Origin of the sequence: Acidisarcina polymorpha (assembly GCF_003330725.1) — a bacterium.
Classification (GTDB): domain Bacteria; phylum Acidobacteriota; class Terriglobia; order Terriglobales; family Acidobacteriaceae; genus Acidisarcina; species Acidisarcina polymorpha.
Genome location: NZ_CP030840.1, coordinates 4241244 through 4266488, shown reverse-complemented (window position 1 = coordinate 4266488; position 25245 = coordinate 4241244). Strand labels below are relative to the sequence as shown.

16 protein-coding genes and 1 pseudogene are annotated in these 25245 nt (G+C 56.3%); 5 read left to right on the top strand and 12 right to left on the bottom strand.

Features of this window, described 5'->3' with window-relative positions; all coding sequences use genetic code 11:
• Positions 1 to 168: 168 nt before the first annotated feature.
• The 3 genes from asnB to ACPOL_RS18075 all read left to right on the top strand — a co-directional run bounded on the left by asnB (position 169) and on the right by ACPOL_RS18075 (position 5234).
• Positions 169 to 2082: an asparagine synthase (glutamine-hydrolyzing) gene (gene asnB, locus ACPOL_RS18085; RefSeq protein WP_114208297.1), complete on the top strand. Its 1914-nt coding sequence runs from the start codon at positions 169 to 171 to the stop codon at positions 2080 to 2082.
• A complete protein-coding gene (locus ACPOL_RS18080; protein ID WP_236656860.1) occupies positions 2019 to 3878 on the top strand; it encodes an ArnT family glycosyltransferase in 1860 nt (619 codons plus the stop codon). The genes asnB and ACPOL_RS18080 overlap by 64 nt, the downstream gene beginning before the upstream one ends.
• Positions 3879 to 4019: 141 nt before the next feature.
• The gene (locus ACPOL_RS18075) at positions 4020 to 5234 is read left to right on the top strand and encodes an NAD-dependent epimerase/dehydratase family protein (protein ID WP_114208296.1); all 1215 of its coding nucleotides are present in this window, start codon (positions 4020 to 4022) and stop codon (positions 5232 to 5234) included.
• 70 nt (positions 5235 to 5304) lie between these two features.
• On the opposite strand, the gene ACPOL_RS18070 is transcribed toward ACPOL_RS18075, so the two are convergent.
• From ACPOL_RS18070 to ACPOL_RS18045, 6 genes are all read right to left on the bottom strand, one after another.
• The gene (locus ACPOL_RS18070; protein ID WP_114208295.1) at positions 5305 to 6495 is read right to left on the bottom strand and encodes a glycosyltransferase; all 1191 of its coding nucleotides are present in this window, start codon (positions 6493 to 6495) and stop codon (positions 5305 to 5307) included.
• 240 nt (positions 6496 to 6735) lie between these two features.
• Positions 6736 to 7668: an RraA family protein gene (locus ACPOL_RS18065; protein ID WP_114208294.1), complete on the bottom strand. Its 933-nt coding sequence runs from the start codon at positions 7666 to 7668 to the stop codon at positions 6736 to 6738.
• A 164-nt stretch (positions 7669 to 7832) separates the two neighbouring features.
• Positions 7833 to 9209: a mandelate racemase/muconate lactonizing enzyme family protein gene (locus ACPOL_RS18060; RefSeq protein ID WP_114208293.1), complete on the bottom strand. Its 1377-nt coding sequence runs from the start codon at positions 9207 to 9209 to the stop codon at positions 7833 to 7835.
• 133 nt (positions 9210 to 9342) lie between these two features.
• Positions 9343 to 10671 (bottom strand): L-fucose:H+ symporter permease, encoded by a 1329-nt coding sequence (fucP, locus tag ACPOL_RS18055; RefSeq protein ID WP_114208292.1) that lies wholly within the window; start codon positions 10669 to 10671, stop codon positions 9343 to 9345.
• Between the two features lie 35 nt (positions 10672 to 10706).
• Positions 10707 to 11711, bottom strand: coding sequence for a zinc-binding alcohol dehydrogenase family protein (locus tag ACPOL_RS18050; RefSeq protein ID WP_114208291.1), 1005 nt, complete (start codon positions 11709 to 11711; stop codon positions 10707 to 10709).
• The gene (locus tag ACPOL_RS18045) at positions 11708 to 12592 is read right to left on the bottom strand and encodes an amidohydrolase family protein (protein WP_114208290.1); all 885 of its coding nucleotides are present in this window, start codon (positions 12590 to 12592) and stop codon (positions 11708 to 11710) included. The genes ACPOL_RS18050 and ACPOL_RS18045 overlap by 4 nt, the downstream gene beginning before the upstream one ends.
• A 149-nt stretch (positions 12593 to 12741) precedes the next feature.
• On the opposite strand from ACPOL_RS18045, the gene ACPOL_RS18040 reads away from it, so the two are divergent.
• Positions 12742 to 13773, top strand: coding sequence for a LacI family DNA-binding transcriptional regulator (locus ACPOL_RS18040; RefSeq protein ID WP_236656859.1), 1032 nt, complete (start codon positions 12742 to 12744; stop codon positions 13771 to 13773).
• 6 nt (positions 13774 to 13779) lie between these two features.
• Here ACPOL_RS18040 and ACPOL_RS33635 read toward each other — a convergent pair whose 3' ends face one another.
• From ACPOL_RS33635 to ACPOL_RS34905, 6 genes and pseudogenes are all read right to left on the bottom strand, one after another.
• The gene (locus ACPOL_RS33635) at positions 13780 to 14274 is read right to left on the bottom strand and encodes a DinB family protein (RefSeq protein ID WP_161557427.1); all 495 of its coding nucleotides are present in this window, start codon (positions 14272 to 14274) and stop codon (positions 13780 to 13782) included.
• Positions 14275 to 14634: 360 nt separating this feature from the next.
• Entirely contained in the window at positions 14635 to 17001 is a 2367-nt protein-coding gene (gene lon / locus ACPOL_RS18030) for an endopeptidase La (protein WP_114210898.1), read from the bottom strand.
• A 441-nt stretch (positions 17002 to 17442) separates the two neighbouring features.
• Entirely contained in the window at positions 17443 to 18729 is a 1287-nt protein-coding gene (gene clpX / locus ACPOL_RS18025; protein WP_114208287.1) for an ATP-dependent Clp protease ATP-binding subunit ClpX, read from the bottom strand.
• Positions 18730 to 18779: 50 nt separating this feature from the next.
• Entirely contained in the window at positions 18780 to 19457 is a 678-nt protein-coding gene (gene clpP, locus ACPOL_RS18020; protein ID WP_414633379.1) for an ATP-dependent Clp endopeptidase proteolytic subunit ClpP, read from the bottom strand.
• Positions 19458 to 19472: 15 nt separating this feature from the next.
• Complete coding sequence (gene tig / locus ACPOL_RS18015; protein WP_114208285.1) at positions 19473 to 20915, bottom strand: trigger factor; 1443 nt, start codon at positions 20913 to 20915, stop codon at positions 19473 to 19475.
• A gap of 181 nt (positions 20916 to 21096) precedes the next feature.
• Positions 21097 to 22840, bottom strand: a pseudogene (locus ACPOL_RS34905) (serine hydrolase domain-containing protein).
• Positions 22841 to 23664: 824 nt separating this feature from the next.
• On the opposite strand from ACPOL_RS34905, the gene ACPOL_RS18000 reads away from it, so the two are divergent.
• Positions 23665 to 25245 (top strand): aryl-sulfate sulfotransferase, encoded by a 1581-nt coding sequence (locus ACPOL_RS18000; protein ID WP_236656858.1) that lies wholly within the window; start codon positions 23665 to 23667, stop codon positions 25243 to 25245.

Genomic DNA, 25245 nt, shown 5'->3' with positions numbered 1-25245 from the left:
TCGCGAATACTGCATCCTCACCGTGCAGAGGCAATAGGGATGCTGATGCTAGGATCAAGCATGGTCCAGAGGCGCTTAGCCTGCGACCACGAAACCCGGCTGATGTTTTTCCCGTCAAACGCATCATATTGAAATCGAAGGCTGGATTGGGAGCGAAGCAAAGAGAGCGTGTGCGGAATAGTGGGATTTACGACGAAAGACTGGTCCCCCGATCCGGAGCGCATCTGCGCCGCCACTGACACGCTGCTCCATCGCGGACCCGACCAACAGGGAGTTTTTCGTTCCCTGGGCTGCTCGCTAGGGGCAACCCGTCTCAAGATCATCGATCTCGCTGCGGGAGACCAGCCCATCTACTCCGGGGATCGGGATTCAGTCATCGTCTTTAACGGCGAGATCTATAACCACATGGAGGTTCGCCGCGAGCTCGAGTCTCTAGGCCATCGGTTCCAATCCCACTGCGATACGGAAACCGTCCTCCAGGCTTTTCTGGAGTGGGATGTGGACTGCTTTGCCCGGCTGCGAGGGATGTTCGCGGCTGCGATCTGGACGAACTCCGAACAGCGCCTGGTGCTGGCCCGCGACCGAGTGGGAATCAAGCCGCTGTATATCGCCGAGCGTGGTAACGACATTTTGTTTGCGTCGGAGCTCAAGGGAATTCTGGTTCATCCTGAAATCGAGCGTCATCTCTGCCGGGAAGGTCTCGACTGCTATCTCTCGATGAACTATGTTCCAAGTCCTTGGACGCTGGTAGAGGGCATTCATAAACTGCCAGCGGGACATTGGCTCGAGTGGCGAAACGGTGAGATAAAGAAGCATGCTTATTGGCAGATACCCGAGGCATCACCGATAGCGGTCTCTCTCGACGAGGCAAAGCGCAAACTCGATGGACTGATCGATCAATCGGTGCGCGAACACCTGATGTCCGATGTTCCGCTCGGGGTGTGGCTCAGCGGCGGCGTGGACTCGTCGACCATCCTGCACTATGCCGCTCAGGCATCGAGCTCCCGCTTGCGGACTTTCTCGATCTCCTTCAATGGCCACAGCTTTGACGAATCGCCCTACATCCGTCAGATGGTAGAGCGTTATGGGACCGAGCATGAGCAGCTGGATTTGAATCCGCAGGAGGACCTTGAAGGCGGCATCGAAGAATTGACCTACTACTCCGATGAGCCCAGCGCGGATTCGGGGGCGCTTCCGGTCTGGTTTTTGGCAAAGCTTTGCAAGACTCGATGTACTGTGGCATTCAGTGGAGAGGGAGCCGACGAGGTCTTCGGCGGGTACCTGACCTACCGCGCCAACCAGATCGCTGCGCGGGTAAAACACCTGCCCCGCCAAGCGATCGTCCTCGCGCTTCAGGGCCTGCGACTCTGGCCGGCTTCGAACGAAAAAATTAGTCTCGAGTATAAGCTCAAGCGGCTTTTGCAAGGCAGCTTGATGTCGCCCGAGCAGGCGCATGTGTATTGGAATGGCACCTTTTCCAAGGCCGAAAAGACAGCCCTGTTGAAGGACCCTCTGCCACCAGGCTTGGCCGATGTGTTGGCTCGGCTTGGTCGGAGTCTGCCCGGTGACGGCATTGCCCCTTATCTGAAGTTCGACCAGGAGTACTACTTGCCTGACGACATCCTGGTGAAATCGGACAGGATGAGCATGGCCCACGCTGTCGAAGTTCGACCTCCATTCTTAGATCACCGGATCATCGAATTTGCTGCGTCTCTGCCAACGGACTTCAAAGTACGAGGCAGTTGCCAGAAGTTTCTCCTCAAAGAGCTGATGCAATCGAAGCTGCCTCCGGCAGTGATTCAGCGCAGTAAGATCGGCTTCGATATTCCTACCCATGACTGGTTCCGCGGACCGCTGCGGTCAATGTTGATGGAGACCTTGGCAGCAGCGGAGACGGAACACAGCGGATTATTCTGTTTTGATACGATTAGAAGATACACGCAACTCCACATGAACAAGAGCATCAACATTGGCTATCACTTGTGGGGCCTCATGATTTTGTTCTTATGGATGAAACGATGGAAGATACAGTCAGCGCCGTCTCGGGTTTCAGCGGGACAGTTGCTGCCGGTCGAGCTGTAGCTCGCCCGTTTTTCTGGATTGTCGTTCTTTTCGCAGCCACTGTTTATCTCGGCTGTATCCTCTCGCCGCCGTCGCTGATGGATGACGTTGATGCCGTGCAGGCGCAGATCGCCCGGAATATGCTCACCTCTGGAGACTGGGTCACCGCCCGGCTCGACGGAGTTCCCTATCTCGAAAAGCCGCCTCTCCTCTACTGGATGATCGCGGTATCTTACAAGGTCTTTGGGGCCCATGACTGGGCGGCGCGTATTCCGGTGGCGCTTTCAGCCGTTGGGCTTTGCTGGGCGACGATGGCCTTCGGTACATGGGCCTTCGGGAGCCGCGCCGGCTTTTATGCCGGCTTGTGCATATCGACGTGTATTGGACTTTTTCTCTTTACTCGCATTCTGCTACCCGACGCAATGCTCACGCTGACGATCCTGCTGGCGCTATGGTCGCTGCTTCGAGCTCTCGATGAGGAGGAGCCGCGTCCAGGCTTGTGGGCGGCTGGACTGGCCGCCAGCCTGGCGGTCGGCTTACTGCTAAAGAGCTTGATCGGGGTCGTCTTTCCTATCGGCGCCGCTGCCCTCTATCTCCTGTTCACCCGCCAGCTTTTTTCCTTGCGCACCTGGAGGCGTCTTCGGCCCGTCACTGGCGTAGCGACTATCCTCCTGATTGCCGCTCCTTGGCACATTCTGGCGACCCTGCATAATCCGCCCTATTTCAGCCTCAGCATGAAGAGCGCCCCCGGGGAGTATCACGGATTTCTTTGGTTCTTCTTTATCAACGAGCAATTGCTCCGCTTTCTAAATCTTCGTTATCCGCGCGACTACGACACGGTACCCCGGCTTTACTTTTGGCTCTTCAACCTGGCGTGGCTCTTTCCGTGGAGTGTCTATTTGCCATCGGCTTTTAGACTCTCTTACCGACCGGTCGACCGCGCGGGGAAGACCAGGCTTCTGGCCCTCTGCCTAATCGGTTTTGTCATGGTGTTTTTCACCTTCTCGACGACCCAGGAATATTACTCGATGCCAATTTATCCGGCGCTCGCGTTGCTAATCGGCTCCGGGATGCTTCTGGATGGAAGACTGTCACGCAGCGGAACAAGACTACTGACGATCGTCTTTAGCGTTGCCGCAATTGGCGCAATCGCGATTCTGATCGTGGTACGCCATGTACCCACGCCTGGCGATATCTCCCAGGCGCTGAGCTCCAATCCAGGAGCTTACAAGCTTTCTCTGGGACACATGCAAGACCTGACGATTCGCTCGTTCGCTTATCTGCGGCTGCCGTTGGCTTTGGCCGCGTTGGCGTTTCTCATCGGATCGGCCGGAACATTGCTCAGGGAGAGAAAAAGAGCGTACGCTGTTGTGGCTGTCGCTATGGTCGTGTTTTTTCATGCCGCCCGCATTGCAATGGTGACCTTCGACCCTTATCTTTCTTCACGGCCCCTGGTCCAGACACTAAAGCAATCCCCTGAGGGCGGACTCATCATCGATCATCATTACTACTGGTATTCTTCGGTGTTTTTCTACACAAATAGAAGCGCTCTCCTGCTGAACGGGAGGTTTAACAATATGGTCTACGGATCCTACGCTCCTGGCGCACCGAACGTCTTTGTCGATGACAATGGGTTTCGAGACCTTTGGCAGAAGCCGGAGCGCTATTACGTATTTACAAAGGGCGCAGGTGTAGACCGCTTAGAGAGTCTAGTTGGCGCGAAGGGACTGACGACGGTCCGCGTGAGCGGAGGCAAGACCTTATTCACGAACCATCCACTGCCAGCCGCTTCTCCTTCCCATAGCCCTTACCCTTAGCCGTGTCAACGAATCGCCTCCAACCATCGCTGGTTTGGAGTTTACAGAAATGATCTTTAGGGTTGCCTCCCAGCCAGTCGATGCAACCCAAAACCGAAAGAGTACGTCGATACAAGCACTTGACAATGAATTGGAGGCAGCATGAGAATTGCCGTTCTTGGTGGTGACGGTTACTGTGGCTGGGCCACCGCGCTCTATCTTTCCAGCAAGGGGCACACGGTCGCAATCGTCGACAATTTTGCCCGGCGGCAATGGGACCACGAGCTTGGAGTCCAAACGCTTACCCCGATCCGCCCGCTTACGGAGCGCTTAAAGACCTGGTACGAACTGACCGGGAAGGTCATCGAACTGTTCGTCGGAGATGTCTCCGAATACGACTTTATTTCTTCGGTAATGAAGAGTTTTGAACCCGAAGCGGTGGTCCATTTCGCCGAACAGCGGTCCGCGCCGTACTCCATGATTGATCACAAACACGCGGTGTTTACTCAGGTCAACAACGTCGTGGGGACGCTGAACCTGCTCTTCGCGGTGCGCGAGATCGATCCCGATTGTCACATCGTCAAACTCGGCACCATGGGTGAGTATGGGACGCCTAATATCGACATTGAAGAAGGCTACCTAACCATTGAACATAATGGCCGTACGGACACGCTTCCCTTCCCCAAGCAACCCGGCTCTTTCTATCATCTTTCGAAGGTCCACGACAGCCACAACATCATGTTCACCTGTAAGGTCTGGGGACTTCGGGCCACCGACCTCAACCAGGGCGTGGTGTACGGCACCGTTACCGATGAAGTTCTCATGGACGAGGCGTTGATCAATCGCTTTGACTACGATGAGGTCTTCGGGACAGTGCTGAACCGTTTCTGTGCGCAGGCAGCGATCGGTTCCCCGCTCACGGTGTACGGCAAGGGTGGGCAGACGCGAGGATTCTTAGATATCCGCGATACGGTGCGATGTATTGAGCTTGCCTGTCTGAATCCTGCCAAACGTGGAGAATTCCGGGTCTTTAACCAGTTCACCGAACAATTCTCCGTCCTCGAGCTCGCGCAGGCCGTGAAGTCGGTTGCGAAGGAAATGGGCTTGAGAGTGGAAATCGACCACCTCCCCGACCCGCGTGTCGAGGCGGAGTCGCACTACTACAATGCCAAGCATTCGAAGCTGGCCGACCTGGGACTGGAACCGCATCTGCTTTCGAATTCGCTGGTCGATTCCCTGATCAATATCGCGTTGCAGTACCGCGATCGTATCGATCCGGCCTTATTCACGCCGCAGGTGAACTGGCGAGCTGCGAGGAATGAGCGCCGGACTGGCAACGTTGCAGGCCAGCCGGTGTTGGTGAAAGAAGCGGTATAGGGAGTTTCGGTTACTCCGGAAGCAGGCGTGACGCCCTGTGGGCGTCTCCCTGCGCCCACCGGGCTTTGCTCTATGGAATGACCTCACTTCCGGCATTTGCGTGTGGTTCTGCAGGCAAAAGAGGTACGAGCTCACCATTGCGAATGAGGTAATCCCTTCCTCGCCATCGGATCGTTCTACGGGCAAAACTGGCCAGCCAGATCAGGCTGGCCATAGCATCCCATACCGGAATCCACGCGAGTTTTTTCCAGACTCCCTTTTGCTTGAGACCCCAGCCACCTACTAGAGCAGTCAATGCTGCGCGGACCACAAAATATCCGCCGAGGTAGGTGACCGCGATGGCTGGCGTTGGATCAACCGCCACCGCCATAAGGGCCCAGGGCAGACCCAAGGTAAAGATCAGACCGAGATGCCCCCATGGGCGCATGTGGCGCATCACTGTGATCCAGCGTAGGCGCTTGTAGAACAACTCGCTCAGCGACTGGTAATCGGGAACGGTCGTGATGGCATAGGGTAGAAGAACAACCTCGCATCCCTGCTCCGCAATAAGACGCCCGACCAGTAGATCGTCGGCTGGCTGGTTTTCAATTGCGGAGTATCCTCCAAATGCATGCAGGCGGGCTCGGGTGGTCGCGATCGTCGGCCCTAACGCGAATTTAACTCCATCCAACTGCTTCGCCACTAGAATTCCTGGATAGAAGTCCGACAGCATGCCAACATCCTGAAGCCGCTGCACCCAGCTGGTCTCCTCGGTGGGAACATAGAAGCATGTCACGGCGCCGACTTTAGGGTCGGATAACGGTGCGATAAGTCTACGCAGGTAATCCGGTTCCACCCGCACGTCGCTGTCGCTGATGACAAGGTGCTCGTACGCGGCCTCATCCACCATTCGCGCCAGCTTGGCCACTTTATCGTTGGTGGCTGTGCGGCCCGATCCGATCACGATCCGGATCTTGCAGTCTGGGAAGTCTCGCGTGAGGCGCTGCAAAACCGGTAACACGGGGTCGGTGGTATCGCCGACACAGAATAGAACTTCATAGTCCGGGTAGTCTTGCCGGCAGAAGCTCGCATAGTTTTCGTAGGCATCTGGATCCAGGCCGCGCACCGGCTTAAGGTTGCTGATCGGCGGAGTAAAACCAACAGGCGACGCGGCACGGCTGCCCAAGAAAAATCTTATGCTGCTAAAAAGCGCGATCGCGTAATAAATAAAGGGAATAGCGGCGATCCCGATCAAGATGTCGCGCACGGTGAAAGTCAGCATCTACTCCTGGCACCCGGCCTTGTTTGCTGGTAGCAGGACAACATCTATCTTGTTCATCGCTATGTTCCTTTGCATGGATCGTTCAATATTCAGGTTCGCACAAAGTGGGGTCCGGCGATTGACTTTTCGCCTCTATGGTTCATACCGTTGAACCCGCACTCAAAAGCGGAGGCAAGGGCCTTCTGAGCCCCCAGCGCACCATACACAGGTACGACCTGGGTCGCGCGAGATTGGTTGTGCCTATTTCTGCTGTTTTCTCTTGGCGAGAATAGCGTCAAACTCAGCGTGCGACATCTTCAGTTGATCCGGGTGCGCGTCGATCCATTTGGCTAAGGCATCGTACTTTTGCGGCGTCCAGCCACCTTCAAATTCCGCTCCATTCTTGCCGGCCTTATTGAGTTCGAAGTTGAAGGCATCTTCGAGGTTGGTGAACTCTGCCGAGCTGATAGCCGCTTCAGCCAGAATCGCTGGAATGAAGATCACCCCATCGGTCTTGGCCAAGACAAGATCTCCCGGCAAAACGACGGCCCGGCCGATACGAACCGGAGCGTTGATGGCCGTCAGTGTCATGTCTGCCCAGGCCGACGGATCGTAGCCGCGGTAAAAGCCATTGAAGTTTGGGATCTCCCGATTTTCTTCCTGATCGCGGATCCCGGCGTCGAAGACGAAACCGGTGTGAGTGTGCGCGGCGATCCCGTTTCCGAGGTTGGAGCCGATCAGGGTGCCTTCGACAATCTTGCCGAAGCCATCGGCGACGTACACATCTCCGATCTGCAGTTCATTGATAGGCCAGCTATTGTTACCGCTAACCCGCCCCTCCGCCTTCCCCTCGGCAGCGATGGCACTCGCCATATCGGGACGCAACGGCATATATTGCGCGGTCAGCGCCCGTCCTGCAAAGGGTTTTTCGATGTGGAGGGCCTGCCATCCGCCATCGAACTGGCACTTATAACCGCGGCTACGCAAATAATCCCAAACGTCCTCAATCGATACATCGAGCGAGCGCTTGATGAGATCATCGGGTATCTTGGGCCGTCCGTCGGGAAAGCGGTCACCTTTCCAATCGGACGTATAGAACATCATCTGTTCTTTAGTCATCTTTACCTGAGAAAATCCAGGTACTGCGGACAAGATCATGCAAAGAAGCAGGACGGCTTGAAGAACACTTTTCATGGATTCTCCTCAACTTGTCGAACTCTGCGGATGGCCGGCGAAGCCTGGAACGGCCTGTGATCGACTAACGCGTTAACGGCTCTGGCTATCCTTGCGAATGGCCATTCACGGCTTAGAGAAGGTGCGCTGGGCAGACGGTCATGGCTCCGCCCTCAGGCATTGCCTTAGCTGAAGAGCGCATCATCCCAGGATTGCTTTTCATCCCACATCGGTGTCGGCTCGAAATAGCCGGTGCCCGGCTTCAGATGCTGTTTGACTACTTCGTCAACCAGGGTAATGCCGAGGCCTGGAGCGTCCGGTACCTTAATGAATCCCTTGTTGATAATGGGCTTCTCGATGCCGGTAACTAGATCCTGCCAGAACGGTACATCGAGCGAATGGTTCTCGAGCGCCAGGAAGTTTCGGGTGGCCGCCGCGCAGTGCACGTTCGCCATGCAGCCCACCGGCGTTCCCGCGAAGTGCATCGCCATCGGCACTCCATATCCATAGGCCATGTCGCCGATCTTGTGGGTGCGGAGGATCCCGCCGGAAGTCTCGAGATCGGGATGGATCTTATCCACGGCATGATTGCTGCAGAGCGTTTCGAAGTCCTTGATCTCGTAGATGTCCTCGCCCGTAAGGGTGGGTGTTGGGCTTGCCTGGGTGATCTCCTTCAGCAGATCGGTGTAATACCAGGGGATTACGTCTTCCATCCACTCGAGATTGAACTTCTCGTAAGCTTTGCCCAGCTTGATGACCGACTTGACGCCGATATGGCCGAGGTGGTCCATCGATAGCGGCATGTCGTAGCCGATCGCGTCTCGCACTGCAGCCACGTACTCGCAGAGCCGGTCGATTCCCTTATCAGTAACTTCGGCGGCCATGAACGGGTGAGGCTGGTTGCGGAACTCCCAGGTGCTTTGTCCCGCAGGCTGCATGACGGTATTCGGAATTCCCTCCAAGGTATCGATACCAAGATCCATCTTCATCCAGGTCAGCCCCATCGCCTTGCGTTCCCTGGCTCGCCTGCCATACTCCTGCGGGTCCTTCGACTCGGTCGTGTCGGCGTAGATGCGGATGCCGTCGCGCCATTTGCCGCCAAGCATCTGGTAGACCGGGCAGTTGTAGACCTTGCCGGCGATGTCCCATAGCGCCATCTCGACTGCGCATACGCCTCCGGCCTGGCGGGAACCACCCCCGAACTGGGCAATCTTCTGAAAAAGGTAATCGACATTGAGTGGATTTTCGCCAATGATGCGGCTTTTCAGAACCAGTGCATATTGAGGGCCGGCGATGTCGCGTACTTCGCCAAGCCCGTACACGCCCTGGTTGGTGTCGAGACGAATAATCACGCAGGGGCTAGGTCCGGGCTTAACGACCACGGCATAGCGCATATCTGTAATCTTCAGTGTTGATGGACTGGAAGCGAGGTTAACGTTCTTGATCGCCGGTTCTGCTTCCGCTATGAACCAAGACCGCCCAAGAGCACTACCTGCCAGCAAGGCCGCGGAAGACTTGAGCAGGTTGCGACGGTTGAAGTTGTTTCGATTGAAACCTCGCATGCAATCACCCCGGTGAGAACTTTCTCGTCATACTACACCGGCGAGCATGCAAGAGACTGAACTCAAATGCCGATGTTGACGTTCGTCAAGAGCGGCCGTCGAGAACAACGCTGATAAAGACGGGAACGAGGAGCTATCGGTCGCCGGGGACCGGGTCCCTTACTTCCGAGCCGTAGAACGAGTAATAGCCAATCGCGGCGAAGGCCGCCATCGGTACCAGATAGGCGAGTGCCAGATTGTGGAAATGCACCGAAATAAGACCCATGATGAGCGGAAGCACCGCTCCGCCAACAATCGACATGATAATTACCGAACCACCTATCTTCGTGCTAGGACCAAGATTCTTGATGCCCAGCGCGAAGATCGTTGGGAACATAAGGGACATGAAAAGACTAGTAAAGAAGACCGCCCACAAGCCCGCCCATCCTGGATGAAAGACCGCAATCATCAGCAATCCAACATTGATCACGCTGAAGATGCCCATCAACATGTTCGGCTTTACGTACTTCATCAACCCGGCTGAGGCGAATCGGCCGATGCCGAATGCAGCGAGGGTGCCGGTAAGAAAATAGCCTGCGACTCGCTCCGGCTGCAGAGTGTAGTCTTCCACGTAGGTAATGAAGTAGCTCCAGGTACCTACCTGGGCTCCCACGTATAGAAACTGCGCGAGTACCCCTAATACAAAATGCCGCTGACTTATGAGGTGGCGGAAACTTGCGTCTTCTCCGGCATGTTCGTGCTCACTTTGAATGTCAGGGAACTTCGTGCGCAGGATAAGCCCAGCCCAAACCAGGGTGATGATGCTTAGCACGATGTATGGCCCCTTGACTCGCAGCGTCTCCTGCTGCAAGTAGGACTTGTAAGTGTTCGCCGCCTGCATTGCCGTGACCTGAGCCGGAGATAGCTTGATGCCGGAAAAAATGAATTTAGTGCCGATGAATGCCGCAGTAATCGCGCCCAGCGGATTAAACGCTTGGGAAAAGTTGAGTCGCCGCTCGGAGCTGCGCGGATCGCCGAGCTGGGCGATGAAAGGGTTGGCGGCGGTCTCCAGGAAGGCGAGGCCACTTGCGATGACAAACAGCGCCAGCAGGAAGAAGTTGTAGCTCTGGACCACCGCTGCTGGCCAGAAGAGGAGCGTGCCGACACTGAAAAGCAACAAGCCGATGATGATCCCGGCCTTGTAGCCGATCCGCTTCATCAACAACGCTGCCGGCATGGCGAGTAGAAAATATCCCATATAGAACGCCGACTGCACCAGCACGGCCTGAAAGCGAGAAAGCTCAAACGACTTCATGAACTGCGGAATGAGCACATCGTTCATGTTGTTCGGGATCGCCCAAAGGAAGAAAAGCGCGGTCACCAGAAAAAATGGAACCAGCAGACCCGGCGGCAGCATCGCTGGACGCGTGCCATCGTCGGGCAATGCACTGGCCGCGCTAGGTGAGACATAGATCTGTGCCATCAGCTTCTACTTCCTCTCGATACTCAAATGGCCATCTAACTGACTTGAATCATGATTTTAGTGAAACTCGCCGGATCCGCGCTCCAGGCAGCGAGCGCTTTCGGAACTTCATCCAGAGGCACAATCGTACTCACCGCGTCCTCGACGGGAAACCGATGCTCTTCCAGCATGGAGATTACTGCACGAAAATCCTCAGGAAGAGCGTTGCGTGAACCTAAGATGTCCAGTTCCTTCTGCACGAAGAGGCGAGTCTCGTAGGCGACTGGTTCTTTGGCGTACCCGATGTAGACGACCCTCCCGGTGAAAGCCACTTCTTCCACCGCCGCGCGGAAAGTACTGGGTAAGCCGATTGCCTCGATAATCACGTCGGGGCCCATGCCATCCGTAAGCTCACTGAGCTTTGTGTGCAGATCGTGTCGATTTGTATTGATCAGATCAGTCGCTCCAGCCTTCCGAGCGATCTCCAGCTTGGCGTCGTCGACATCGATCGCGATTGTACGGGCGCCGCAAAAACCTGAGGCAGCCACCGCCCCCAGACCGACGCCGCCGCAGCCGATGACGGCCACCACGTCGTTGACCGTCACCCTTCCTCTTGCAGCGGCATGAAAGCCAACCGTCAGGGGCTCAACCAGGCAAAGCTCTTTCAAACTGAGGCGCGCGGTATAGAGCTTCTCCGCGGGAACGGCAAGATACTCGGTCAGACCTCCGTCTCGTTGCACCCCTAGAGTCTGATTATTCTGGCAGGCATTCGGCCGGCCACGCCGGCAAGCCGCGCACTTGCCGCAGCTGGTATAGGGAGACATCGTCACCTGATCTCCCGCCTTTAGGGCGCCGGTAGCCTCGACAACCGTAGCCGAGACTTCATGCCCGGGAACGCGCGGGAAGCTCACCATCGGATTCTTGCCGCGGTAGGAGTTTAAATCACTGCCGCAGAGTCCGATCATGTCGACCTTCAACAACACATCGCCGTCTCTCGGCGCCGGCTCCGGGCGATCTTCAATGATCATTTCCCCGGGCGCTTGTAGGACCGCTGCTTTCATCGAGCTCCTTCCAAATGGTGCGTTTTATCGAATCGATTGTCTTCTTGTATCCGATAGACTTCAAGCGCCGTGCCGTTCAAAATGCGCTCCCGCTCCGAATCAGATAAGTCTTCAAGCAAGCGGTGGAGGGTCGCGAACCACTTCGCGTAGCTGCTGGCTACCGTACACACAGGCCAGTCGGATCCGACCATCACTCGCCGCGGTGAGAAGGCGCGTAGCACGATATCAATGTAGGGGGCGAGGGTCTCGGCTGTCCAGCTTCCCCAGTTCGCCTCGGTCACTATCCCGGAGATCTTGCAGAAGACATTCTCGCGCCGGGCCAGCTCCATGATGTTGCTTGACCACGGCGAAAGCTCTCCCTTGGCGATAAGGGGCTTGGCGAGATGGTCGAGAACAAAGATCTGATTTGGATGACGATCGACAAAGGCAATGGCTTCGGGCAGCTGCCGCTCGACGATGAGGATGTCGTAGACCAGACCGCTCGGCTGTAATGCAGCGATCCCCGCGTTGAAGTCACTGTCGGCGAGAAAGCCGTCGGGTTCACCCTGTACGACATGCCGCAGGCCTTTGAGCTTGGAGGCATGGGATAGCCTCTCCAGTTGCCGGGGAAAATCGACACGATCAGCGATCGGCGCCCAGCCGACAACACCGTAGATAAACGCGTGTTCCTTGGCGAGCTGAAGCAGCCAGTCGGTCTCCTCAAGTGTTTGTCGCGCCTGAACCGCAACCGTTCCGCCAACTCCGGCTGCTCCCAGATCAGGAAGAAGATTCTCTGGCAGAAAGTCGTACCGCAGAGCCGAGAGGGTCTCGTCGATCCAACCGTACTCCAACGGGTCGTATTTCCAGAAATGCTGGTGCGCATCGATCAACAATTTCCGCATTCATTCCTCTGCTCACGATTGAACTCCGATGCCGGCCATAGACCGCCGTTGCAAGAATCTTAAATCGGCTTTCCAATTCAGGTCGCGCAGCTTGTGTTCTTTCTGCCAACGCAACAGGACGTGACATAATCCGGATTATGGCGACAACCATGAAGGATATAGCCAAGGACCTCGGAGTGTCTGTGGTCACGGTATCCAAGGTGCTCCACAACCATTCCGACATCGGGGCGGAAACTCGTCGTCGAGTACTGCGGCGCATGAAGGAACTCAATTACCGCCCCAATCTGGCAGCACGGGCCCTGGTCACCGGACGTATGTGCCTGATCGGTCTAATTGTTCCGGATCTGACCCATCCGTTCTTTGCTACGGTCGCTAAGGGCCTTTCTTCGGTGTTGCGCTCTCATGGCTACAGCCTGATCCTCTCCTTCTCGGAGGATGATCCGGCTTTGGAGCGCAAGGAAGTTGAACAGATGCTCGCGCGGCGGGTCGATGCAGTGATTCTTGCTTCAGTGCGTGCAGATGCCGATAGCTTTACCACCATCGAGTCGCAACAAACTCCGTGTGTTCTGCTGGACCGAAGGTTTGCCCATGTCGCGGCAAACTTTGTCGGAATCGACGACCAAGCCGCTGCATCGCTCGCGACTGAGCACCTGATTGATATCGGATGCCGCACCATCGCCCACATCGGAGGCTCAATCGTCAGCACCGCGGTGGACCGACAAGCAGGATACTCCGCAACCCTGGCCAAACATGGAATCAGGATGCCCACCGAATATACCGTCAGCTATCCCCGGGGCGACGACGGGGCGGAGCGACGTGGGTACGACGGCATGAAACAACTGCTCAAGCTGAAGCCGCGGCCCGACGGAGTCTTTTGCTACAACGATCCGGTCGCGCTCGGGGCCATGAAAGCGATCCTTGAAGGAGGTCTCCGCATTCCCGATGATGTGGCATTGGTAGGGTGCGGCAACGCCAACTACGCGGAGTTGCTCCGCGTTCCCCTCTCGAGCGTCGATCAAGAGAGCGCTACCCTCGGTCGAAATGCAGCCAAACTAACGTTGAGCCTACTGAAGCGGAAAGAAGCAGGAGCCCCTCAAACCTTGCTGGTCGAGCCGAAGCTTATCGTCCGAGAGTCGAGCCGGCGTCGGGCCGTTCGCTCGTCGCCGGCTCGACCTATCTGAAGCCGATTACATACCGCTCTTACGGCTAGCCGGGGGAATGATCCCATTCAAGCGCAGGTATACGACCATTTGTCCGTAGTGATCCATCGCGTGCGCAATGCAAAACGCTGCCGTACCAGCTCGGGTTCCTTTATCTTTGCCCAGCGACTCGAATGCATTTGCGGTGGTGATCGTGTCAGTCGCTTTATGGGCATAGGCATAAGAATCGCTCAGCGCCTTGAGAATCTCGGCCTTGGAGGTGAGCTTTTCGATTGCAGCGTCGTCTACTGGCGCCCCGACATTCCAGCCATCGAAGAACTCATAGTTCGATTCCGCGAGGTGCTTCACTTGCTCTCCAAACGTGCGTACGCCCTTGAACTCACCTTGACTGGGAGCAAAGCTGTACTTGTCCTCAGGCATAGCCTCTGCTGCGCTGGTGATTTCTTTTTCCATCCCGGACATCAGCTTGCCGTAGACTGCGGAGGGCGACGCGCTGGTCGTGACGGAGGACGATGCCGGCATCTGGGCCCGGCCGCATAAAGGAGACGCAAGGGCACAACATAAGACAAGACTGGAAAGGCTAACGCTGGAACGGCTAAAGCTGGACAGACAAATGCGCAAGTTCACGGCGAAACTCCTGTGTTGAGGGTTCGCTGCAAGCCTATCAGAGAAGGCTGCCTCTCGCTTGAACTGCGTCCAGCCAGCAAGGAATTCGGGCTTGCCCAGGATCTTCCGATTAGATTGCGATGGGTAGTACAGCCAATGAATTGATAGAAAGCCGAACCACGGTGGGCAGATCGCCATACAGACATAAGGCCAATTAGCGCCTCATGTCTGTACCCGATCTGTTAAGAACGGCCTGCCATCCTCGTGGCGAGCGAACTACTGATGCGGCCGCTGCTCCGGAAGATGAGGAGTCGCAACGGCAGTGAGCGCGACCGGTGTCTCCTCTTTTAGCTCGGGGATCGGGCCTTCCAGGGCGATCTTGAGCACATCGTCCATCTGCTCGACCCAATGAAGCTTCATGGAGTTCTTTAAGATATCCGGAAAGTCTGCAAGGTCCTTCTCGTTCTCCGCGGGCATGATCGCCTCGAAGATGCCGGCGCGATGAGCCGCGAGCAGCTTCTCTTTGAGGCCACCGATGGGAAGGACCTTGCCACGTAGGGTCACTTCGCCGGTCATAGCGATATCCCGGCGTACCGGCACTTTCACCAAAGCACTTGCCAGGGCGGTTGCTAGAGTAATGCCAGCCGACGGGCCGTCCTTGGGAATCGCGCCTTCGGGGACATGGATGTGGATATCCACGTTGCGATAGAAATCGCGTGGCAGGCCAAGGTGCTGTGCGCGGCTGCGGATGTACGAAAGAGCGGCCTGGGCCGATTCCTGCATGACATCGCCGAGCTGTCCGGTGAGCGTGAGCTTGCCTTTACCGTCGAGCACCTGAACCTCGGTCGAGAGGATGCTACCCCCGACTTCGGTCCAGGCAAGTCCCGTAACCAAGCCGATCTCGCTCTTCTCGTGCACCGCCGAATCGCGGAACTTCGGTACGCCCAGGAAATCCTTCAGGTTACTGGCGGTGATTTCCTCTTTGTGCTTAAGTCCATTCTTGACGACACGGCGAACCACCTTCCGGCACACGTTTCCGATCTCTCGTTCGAGATTACGGACGCCAGCCTCACGGGTGTAGCTGCGGATGATAGCCGCCAATCCATCTTCGGAGAAGACGATGTTCTTCTCGCTAAGACCGGTGGCTTCGCGCTGCTTTTTGACCAAATATTGCTTGGCAATTTCGAGCTTCTCAACCTCGGTGTAGCCATGCAGGCGAAGAATCTCCATACGATCTTGAAGCGGACCAGGGATCGTATGCAGAACGTTGGCCGTGGCCACGAAGAGCACCTGAGATAGGTCGTATTCAACGTCAAGGTAGTGGTCTTGGAAGCTGGTGTTCTGTTCCGGGTCGAGGACTTCGAGAAGCGCCGAAGCCGGATCGCCGCGGAAATCGGAAGCCATCTTGTCGACTTCATCCAGCATGAAAACAGGGTTTTTGGTACCCGCTTTCTTCATTGATTGAATAATCTGGCCGGGTAACGCGCCGATATATGTGCGCCGGTGACCACGAATTTCTGCCTCGTCGCGTACTCCGCCGAGCGACATACGAACGAATTTGCGCCCCGTCGCCTTGGCAATCGACATGCCGAGGGAGGTTTTGCCGACCCCTGGAGGTCCGACAAAGCAAAGGATCGAGCCTTTGGGATTCTTCACCAACTGACGGACGGCGAGAAACTCGAGGATCCGTTCTTTAATCTTTTCGAGACCATAGTGGTCTTCGTTCAAGACCTTTTCAGCATGATCGATGCTACGTGTTTCCTTGGACTTCTTCTTCCACGGCACGGCGAGGAGCCAATCTAGGTAGTTGCGGGACACCGTCGACTCAGCCGACATCGGAGGCATCGCTTCAAGCTTCTTGAGCTCCTGAATAGCCTTCTCGAAGACGTCCTTCGGCATGCCCGAAGTCTCGATCTTCTTCTTCAGCTCATCAAATTCACTCTTTTCGCCCCGGCCGAGCTCCTTCTGGATGGCCTTAATCTTTTCGTTCAGGTAGTACTCTTTTTGTGCGCGCTCCATTTGCCGCTTCACTCGCGACTGGATGGTCCGATCCATGTTCAACTTCTCGATCTCAACATCGAGAACGTCGGCAACCCGGGCAAGACGCTCGGCCGGATCGAAGATGTCGAGAAGTTCCTGTTTCTCCGCTATCTCCAGTTGCAGGTTGGCGGCGATCGTGTCCGAGAGCTTTGCTGGCTCATCCATGCGAACGGCGGCAATCATCGTTTCGTAGTTCAACGATTGTTGCAGCTTGACGTATTGCTCGAACAACGACGTCACCCGCTGCATCAGCTGTTCGATCTGCGGCGTCATCTCCAACAGACCCTTACCGGTGCGAACTGTAGCCACGAAGAAGCCATCGGCGTCGTTCATCTCGACGGCTTTGGCGCGCTCCAGCCCTTCCACGAGGACCTTAATATTGCCGTCCGGCATTTTCACGCTCTGGACGATGTTGCCGATGGTGCCCACGGTGTAGATGTCGCCCGCCTTGGGCTCATCGATGCTGGCGTCGTGCTGAGTCGCCAGAAAAATCTTCCGGTCAGCGGTCAGTGCCTCTTCCAGCGCTCGAACACTTGACTCGCGGCCCACCACAAAGGGGGTCATCATGTACGGAAAAATCACCATGTCCCGGATCGGCATCATGGGCAGCTTCCGAAGTTCATTCCTGTCGCGAGTCTCTTTGAGCGATGTCACAGTATTTCCTTTCGTCCTTCACATTGGATGAAGATGGCGGCGTACCGACTCAGCGCCGGGACTAGGCCGTTCTCGCAATGACGGTAAACCCTTCAGCTTGAGCTATATTCCCTTTCCCAGAAAAGGCCAGCTCAGCATGAACTTGGGTCTATACATTGTGAAAAAGCTCTCGCACCGACAACCGTTTGGGGCAACAACCCATTCCGCACAAAGAAGGTACGAGTCAAAAGCCGGTCGAAGTTGGGAGCTCAACAAAGTTACAACAACCGATCAGGCGTGAATGATGAAAGCCAAGTATACAAGTACGCAAGCCCCTAGAAAAAGCCACGAACGATCGGCTTTCCTCCGATCAATAGCAGGGTGTGCGGGGAAATCGCTATCGCGATTAGATTACCCGGCTTTCTCAAGGATTGGTAGAGCCAACTCGCGCTTTTGCACCATCTCGGCGGTAACTTCAAAGTCCTTGATACGCTTGTTGCCGGGCAAATGGTACATCAGGTCGAGCATCAATTCCTCAAGAATCATACGCAGTCCGCGGGCGCCAACCTTGCGGTTCAACGCCTCGATAGCGATCGCGCGGATAGCTCCTTCATTGAAGTGAAGGTGAACGCTCTCGTAATCGAAGAGCCGCTGATACTGCTTCAAAATAGCATTGCGCGGCTTGCTGAGAATCTCGATAAGCGCTGCTTCGTCAAGCTCGTCCAGGATTCCCATAACGGGAAGCCGTCCCACGAATTCGGGGATCAGGCCAAACTTGATGAGATCCTGGGGCTCGGCTTGACGGAGCAGCTCGGTGTCGCGCTGAGCCCGGAGCGGGATCGCACTTTCGGCCGATTCCTTCTCTTTGTCTGTCAGTGCCTTGAAGCCGAGAGCCTTCTTACCGACGCGGCGGCCGATTACCCTTTCAAGACCGACAAACGCGCCACCGCAGATGAAGAGAATATTCGTGGTGTCGACCGGAGTGAATTCCTGATGAGGATGCTTGCGGCCTCCCTGGGGGGGGACATTGGCAACTGTTCCCTCCAGGATCTTCAAAAGAGCCTGCTGCACGCCTTCTCCGGAGACATCCCGGGTGATGGACGGGTTCTCGTCCTTGCGCCCAATTTTGTCGATCTCATCAATGTAGATGATGCCGGTCTGAGCACGAGCCACATCACCATCCGCAGCCTGCAGCAGTTTGAGGATGATGTTCTCCACATCCTCGCCAACATATCCGGCTTCGGTCAGGGTGGTCGCGTCCACGATGGCGAAAGGAACGTCGAGCATCTTCGCCAGGGTATGAGCCAGGAGTGTCTTGCCGCTGCCCGTTGGACCGACGAGGAGAATATTCGACTTGGAAAGCTCGACCTCATTCCCCTTGGTGCGGTTCATCTGGATGCGCTTGTAGTGGTTGTAGACCGCAACCGCGAGTTTCTTCTTCGTCTGGTCCTGACCGATGACGTACTCATCCAAGAAAGCCTTTACTTCTTGAGGCTTCGGCAGGTGCGCTGGAGCCGCGCCAGGCTGAACATCGCTGCGATCGTCCTCGAGGATCGAGTTGCAGACCGCTACGCATTCATCGCAGATGTAGGCCCGCGGATAGTCGCTTGGCGAAGAGATCAGCTTGGCGACCGCATCCTGCGATTTATGGCAGAACGAGCAGCGAAGTGTGTCGTCGGAACCCGTGCGCGGTTTCATGCTGCTGACCCCTTGTACTTAACTGCGCGTGCTCGACCGTAGCCCTGATCTTAGGTACGCGGCCGATCAATGATCTCATCAATGATCCCATATTCCTTGGCTTGCGGAGCATTCATGATGAAATCGCGTTCAACGTCTCGCTCGATCCTGTCGAGCGCCTGCCCGGTATGTTTGGACATGAGCCGGTTGGTAATCTCCCGGATGCGCAAGATCTCGCGCGCATGGATATCGATATCCGTAGCCTGCCCGGAAAGGCCGCCCATCGACGGCTGATGGATCAGGATTCGGGAATTCGGCAGCGCGAACCGCTTGCCCGGCGTCCCGGCAAGGAGTAGAAAGGCCCCCATGCTGGCCGCCTGCCCGATGCAATAGGTCACGACGCCGTTACGGATGAACTGCATTGTGTCGTAGATCGCCAATCCAGCCGTGATCGATCCTCCCGGGGAGTTGATGTAGAGCTGAATATCCTTCTCCGGATCCTCCCCGGAAAGGAACAACATCTGCGCAATGATCAGATTAGCGATCTGGTCGTCGATCGGAGTGCCAAGAAAAATAATGTTATCGCGAAGCAGACGAGAGTAGATGTCATAGGCGCGCTCGCCTCGACTCGTCTGCTCAACCACCATAGGTACAAGTGCCATGCGTTCCTTTTCTTGCGCGGAGTCTCGTCGCTCGCTCCGCTTTCCATTCGGTTGTCGTGGGCAGCCTTGACGGCCAACGGCTGTGATTTCTCTTCTAAGCTGTCAGGAGCCGATCCGCTCGTACAGGCTGGCCCTCGTCTTTTCTCTTCTCAATTGTTCACGGATTCTAGCGAGACTGCCATCCTCAGTCAAACGTGTCCGCAGCGCTTCCAGCGGCTCACGGCTTTGAATTGAAATAAGTTGAAGCTGCTCTTCTACTTCCTCGTCCGTTACCTCAGTGTGCTCCGCTTCGGCAATCTTGTCGAGCAAGATGCTGCCCTTCACCTCAGCGAGCGCTGATTCCCGTTGCGCCACGCGAAGCCGCTCGAAGTCGAGCTTCCGCATGTCTTCCGGTTTCATCCCCTGCGAGGCCAACGCACGCAGACCCCGGTCGAGTCGCGCATCCACCTGCTGCTGCACCAATGATTCCGGCACGGCAAACTGAAAACGCTCGACCAAAGCCTGAACCAGGGCATCCTTTGCGGCGTTTTCAAGCTGACGCTTCTTTTCAGCGGACGCCTGCTCACGCAAGGTAGCGGTAAACGCGTCGATGGTGTCGAACTCGCCGAGTTCCTTCGCAAAGTCATCGTTGAGCTCAGGCAGGATCTTCTTTTTGATCCCTTTTACCTCGATTTGATAGGAAATAGTCTTGCCTGCTAGACGCCTTTCGCCAAAGTCCTCCGGGTAGGCGACCTCAAACTTGAGTTCTTGTCCCGTTTTGGCACCGCGCAAGGCTTCATTGAATGCTGGAAGGGTATTTGGGCCAGCAACCTCGACGAGGACGCCCTTTCCTTCCACCGGGTCAGTCAGAGGAATGGCGTCCGCACCGGCTTCCGATCCATCTTCTTGGGCTGCCGATTCCCCGTGGAAGTCAATCTCCGCCCAATCGCCATCGGCGAGCGCACGCTCTTCGGTAACTGGCTCCATCGTGGAACGGGAATCGAGAACGCGCTTCAGTTCGGCATCGTATTCGGCTTCGGAGAGTTCGACCTCCGGCTTGGCAACGGTGACATCCTTATAGCCGTCGATCGAAAACTCGGGAAGAACTTCAAAGATCGCCTTGAACTTCAGCGGCTCTCCCTCGGCGAGATGAATATCTGTCACTTGAGGCTGCGACACGGGCTTCAAGTGCTGCTCGTCGATCGTGCTACGGAAGTACCCGGGCAAGATCTCTTCGACTACATCTTGACGGATCTGCTCGGCAAAGCGAGTGCGGATCAACGAATCCGGCACCTTTCCGGCGCGAAACCCGGGAATGCGGGCCATCTTCTGATAACGCTTCGTAATCTTTCGGAAATGCTTCGAGACTTCCTCGGCGGAAATATCGACGGATACCTCGCGGGTGCACTCCGGGTTCAGCGAGGGCGTCGGATGGTGATGGTCGTGTTCCGCATGGTCGTGACCTTCGTGGTCGTGAGCGGCCTGCGGATCAGGGGACCCTGCTCCATCGATTGCAGGAGTGATTTCGGAATTGGGAGTGGTTTCGAGAGTTTCGGTTGAGCTCAACTTGTGCCTTCCAGAGGCGCCCGCCCAACTTCCATGGATCCTGCGTTCGATTGGATCCGGCGGCGAATAAACGCGCGGCGTTGAACGGCCTCTTGTTTATGTTAAGTGCCTTTCGGAGGGGGGTCAAACAAGCTCCCGTGCGGCAGTGGAAATGTGGCCGCCTTTCTGCGGTCCTTGGAGGTCAGATCCGGAGGGGCCCAATGAGATGCCAATGAATGGAAAACCAGCTGAGTACCAGACAGGAGAGCGCAACCAGCGAAAATTTGAGTTTGGTAATAGAGCGCAAGCTGGGATGGCTCCATACTTGCACACTGGCCACCAGGACGAACAAGCCCAGCAGAATTGCCCCGAGGGTGACGATATTCATCAGGATGAAGTATTTGTCCCAGGCGTGGGTGGGAGGCATCAGGTCGTCCGCGTTGACGGCCACAAAAGTTGCGATGGAGATGAGCAGCACCGACCACACCCAGGCAGCTGCTTGGGCGGAGAATGGCAACCATTGGGTTCCCGGCTGCGGGGCTGGGCGCGGGCGGTTACGGAAAAACAATCGGCGGACCCAACGGCTGACCGCGGCGATCACGACGGCCAGCAAGACAACGAAGCTGGCCCCGACAGCGAACAACACGAATCCGCCATTTTCATACCAGGAGACTCGCTGCGCCTGCGCACCGGCGAAATCGCCTGCGAGGCGAATGACTCTTCCATGGTTGTCGCGGATGGCAAAAAGGCGGCGTTGGCCATCGATTTCCTGCCATAGATCTTTGCCGATTGGCTTCCAGCGAATGGTGTGGCCCCGCAGGTCCTTCGTGTCTTCGACGTGCAGCACGCCATCCTTGTCGACGGTGGCGCTTCGCTGCGAGAAAAGCGCCTCGAGCTTGAGCCGGGTGCTGTCCGCCCGCCGCGTCGACTGATAGGTTCCCTGGATCGCATCGAGATCTTTGCGAGACAGACTCAAAAACTTTTGACCGCCGGCGATGGGAAAGTAGCGATCAGAGAACATGTCGATGATCTCTGGACGGGGTTTGTCTCCCGCGCCTGCAGAGTTGTAAGCGAGAAACAGGATGATGTTCCGGGACGGATCGAGAAAGAAGAGGCTGTGGAAGGCAATTAGATCGCCCTCATGGCCGATCCACCTGACTCCGCTGCGCCAGGTCTCATAGAAGCCCATGCAGATAGGAGGCATCTGGTCGCTGGCGCGAAACTGTGGTGTTCTCATCGCGGCCAATGTTTCCGGCTTCAGGATGCGCTTCCCTCCGAGCTCTCCGCCGTTCAGCAGCGCCTGGCCGAAACGGCCCATGTCGCTCGCGGTAGAGGAGACGCCTCCAGCCGGGGGGGGCATTAAAGATTTCAAAGCCCAGCGGAGGCTTCTCGGTGTTGCCGCGATACCCCTCCGAGGGTAATGCCGCCAGTGATTTCGGAGCTGGTTGGTAGAAAGTCGAATGGATCATCCCAAGCGGGATAAAGATGTGGTCCTGAACGTATTCTTCAAAAGGCTCGCCGCTGATCCGCTGCACGATGTAGCCAGCTAGACCGACGCCATAGTTCGAGTAGGCGGGGATGGTTCCCGGAGCGTAAAGCCTGGCCGGCTCGTTCTGGATCAGGAAGTCGCGCAGAGCAATTGTCTGTTTCGGGTCCGTGATGATGATATCCCGGCTCTCTTCTTCGAAGCCGCCCGTGTGCGTCATCAGGTTACGCAGCGTAATCGGTTTTCCGAATGCAGGCTTAATCTTGAAATCCAAATACCGGTTGATGTCGGTATCAATATCAAGCTTCCCTTGCTCCTGCAATTGCATCACCGAAATCCAGGTGAAGAGCTTGGAGATCGAAGCCAGGCGGAAGATCGTGGTCTCGGGGTCGACTGCCTTCCTGTTCTTTTCGTCGGCGTAGCCGTACCCCTTCCGCAGCAGCACCTTTCCATCCTGCATGACCAGCACCGAGGCTCCAGCGATGTCCGAACGCTCCAACTGCAGCGGCACGATTCCATCGAAGAAGGCCTGGAGATCGGCGGCCTCAAGCGGATGAACCGCCAGCGCCGGTGTTGCCGCTGTCTTGACACCGGCTTGCTGCGTGGAAATCACCGGCGTGGGACGGCTAGGGGTTTGCGGTAGCTGCGCGAGAGCACAGGTAGACAGCAGGCCGATCAGGTGGACAGTGATAGTTCGGGAAGCTGGCATTGGGATTGTCCCTGCAGTGCAAGTTCAGCAGATTCTAACAACTGCCGCCCTGCATTGGAGGGTCTCGCGTGTTACGCAAGGAAGCTCCAGTTATCCTTCCCGCTCACTCCATACGAAACTCGTCGCCCGGGAATCGTCGCATGATCGTTGGTCGAGACATGGCGCTCTCCGGTGTTGCTGATCCAGGGTGATGATCGCAGTCCCATTGGGCCACACGGTCTAGTTGGCGACTGCGCACACGGCCAGGGAGTGTCCTTTAAACAACACGGGCTTTAGCGACGAGATCCACGATTTTCGCCTGCATAGCAATTGGATAATCCATGCGCCTACAGCCGACTTCTTCAGCCGGAAGCTCGGCGCGCACAACTGACGGGCTCAGCAGATAGCGACCTCGACAATCTTTTCTGGAATCTTGAACAATTCACAGGTACTCTAGACTTGCGCTCTACCAGAAAGAAAAAGATCCGGCCCCTGTACCAGCAAGAAAAGTCTGCTCCCTCTGTACCAGCAAGAAAAGTCTTCGCTACTAACTACACCTGGAGGCAATCTCCCTGAGGAGACCCACTTACACACTCTTGTGTGCTTGCAGCGCTATCTACGTCCTGGCCGGAGCCCTGCCTTTCGCGATGCTGGTAGGTTGCTCGTCGTCACGTGGTTCGATGACGATGGAATCGACCAGCGTACAACCTGGGAATGTCAGTGCGACGGGCAACCCTTTGGTCGCTTCCTACGAGTTCACGCCGAATCGCGCCGCTCAGGTGTCAGTCCAGTTCGGAACGGATACGAGTTATGGATTGAGCACCTCTTCTCAGCAGACCACGGAGAACGGAAACTCGGTCGTCATCCTAGTCGCAGGGATGATTGCCAACACTACGTACCACATGAGGGCGGTTGCGCAGTTTGCCGATGGCACCACCGAGAACGACTACGATCACACGTTCACAACCGGAAGTCTGCCCTCAGGTCTGATTCCCAGTTCTACGGTGACGCCTACCTCTGGAATGACACCGCAACCCGGTATAGAGCTGGTCGATATGATCGGAGGAGAGACCCAGTCACTTGCCTTTGCGACGGATCTCCAAGGAAATACCATTTGGGAATACCCATTTCCTGACCGGCAACCCGCCTCCATTCTTTACCCGATAAGGTTGCTTCCTAATGGGAACTTCATCTGCATGATCGCTCCCGCGTCACAGTCATCTGTGGGCGGGCCGACTCCGGCGGGCACTCTCAATGTGATCCGCGAATTCGATCTTTCAGGGACGACCATCCAGCAGCTCACCATGGACGACCTGAACACTAGAATGGCTGCTGCGGGCTTTAACGTCACGCTCCAGTTGTTTTCGCATGACATCGTCCAGTTGCCCAACGGCCACTTGTTAGTGATTGCCAACACCATCAAGCCCTTTACAAACCTGCCCGGGTACCCCGGGGTGACTAATGTGGTAGGCGATGTCGTCATCGATCTGGATTCGAACTGGCAACCGGTTTGGTACTGGAATGAGTTTGACCACCTCGATGTAAATCGTCACCCGATGAGCTTCCCTGATTGGACGCACACGAACTCGGTGACTTACTCACCAGACGATGGCAATTTTATCGTTTCCATTCGGCATCAGAACTGGATCGTCAAAGTAGATTACCGTGACGGCGCCGGAACCGGCGACATTGTTTGGAGGCTAGGCGAAGGCGGAGATTTTGCCCTGCAGGGAGCGACCGATCCCACCGACTGGTTTTACGCGCAGCACAACGCGATCTTTACCAGCCCCAACAGCACCGGCAGCTTTCAACTTGCCATTATGGATAATGGTAACGATCGCCTGTTTCCCCAGGGCGTCACCTGTGGGAACACGGATTCGCCCGCTTGCCTTTACTCAACTGCCATGGTGATGCAGGTCGACGAGGAAGCCAAGACTGCCTCCTTTGTCTTCCACTATTTTCCGCCAAATCTGTATTCGGGCTTTGCCGGAGACACGGCCCCGCAGCCAAACGGGAACATCGAATCCGACTTCGCGGGCGTGGGTTCGGATTCCTACATCCAGGAGGTGACGCCGACCTCGAGTCCGACCATCGTGTGGCAAATGCATATCACTGGTTCAAATAGCTATCGGGCCTATCGTATGCCGAGCTTATATCCGGGCGTCCAGTGGCAATGA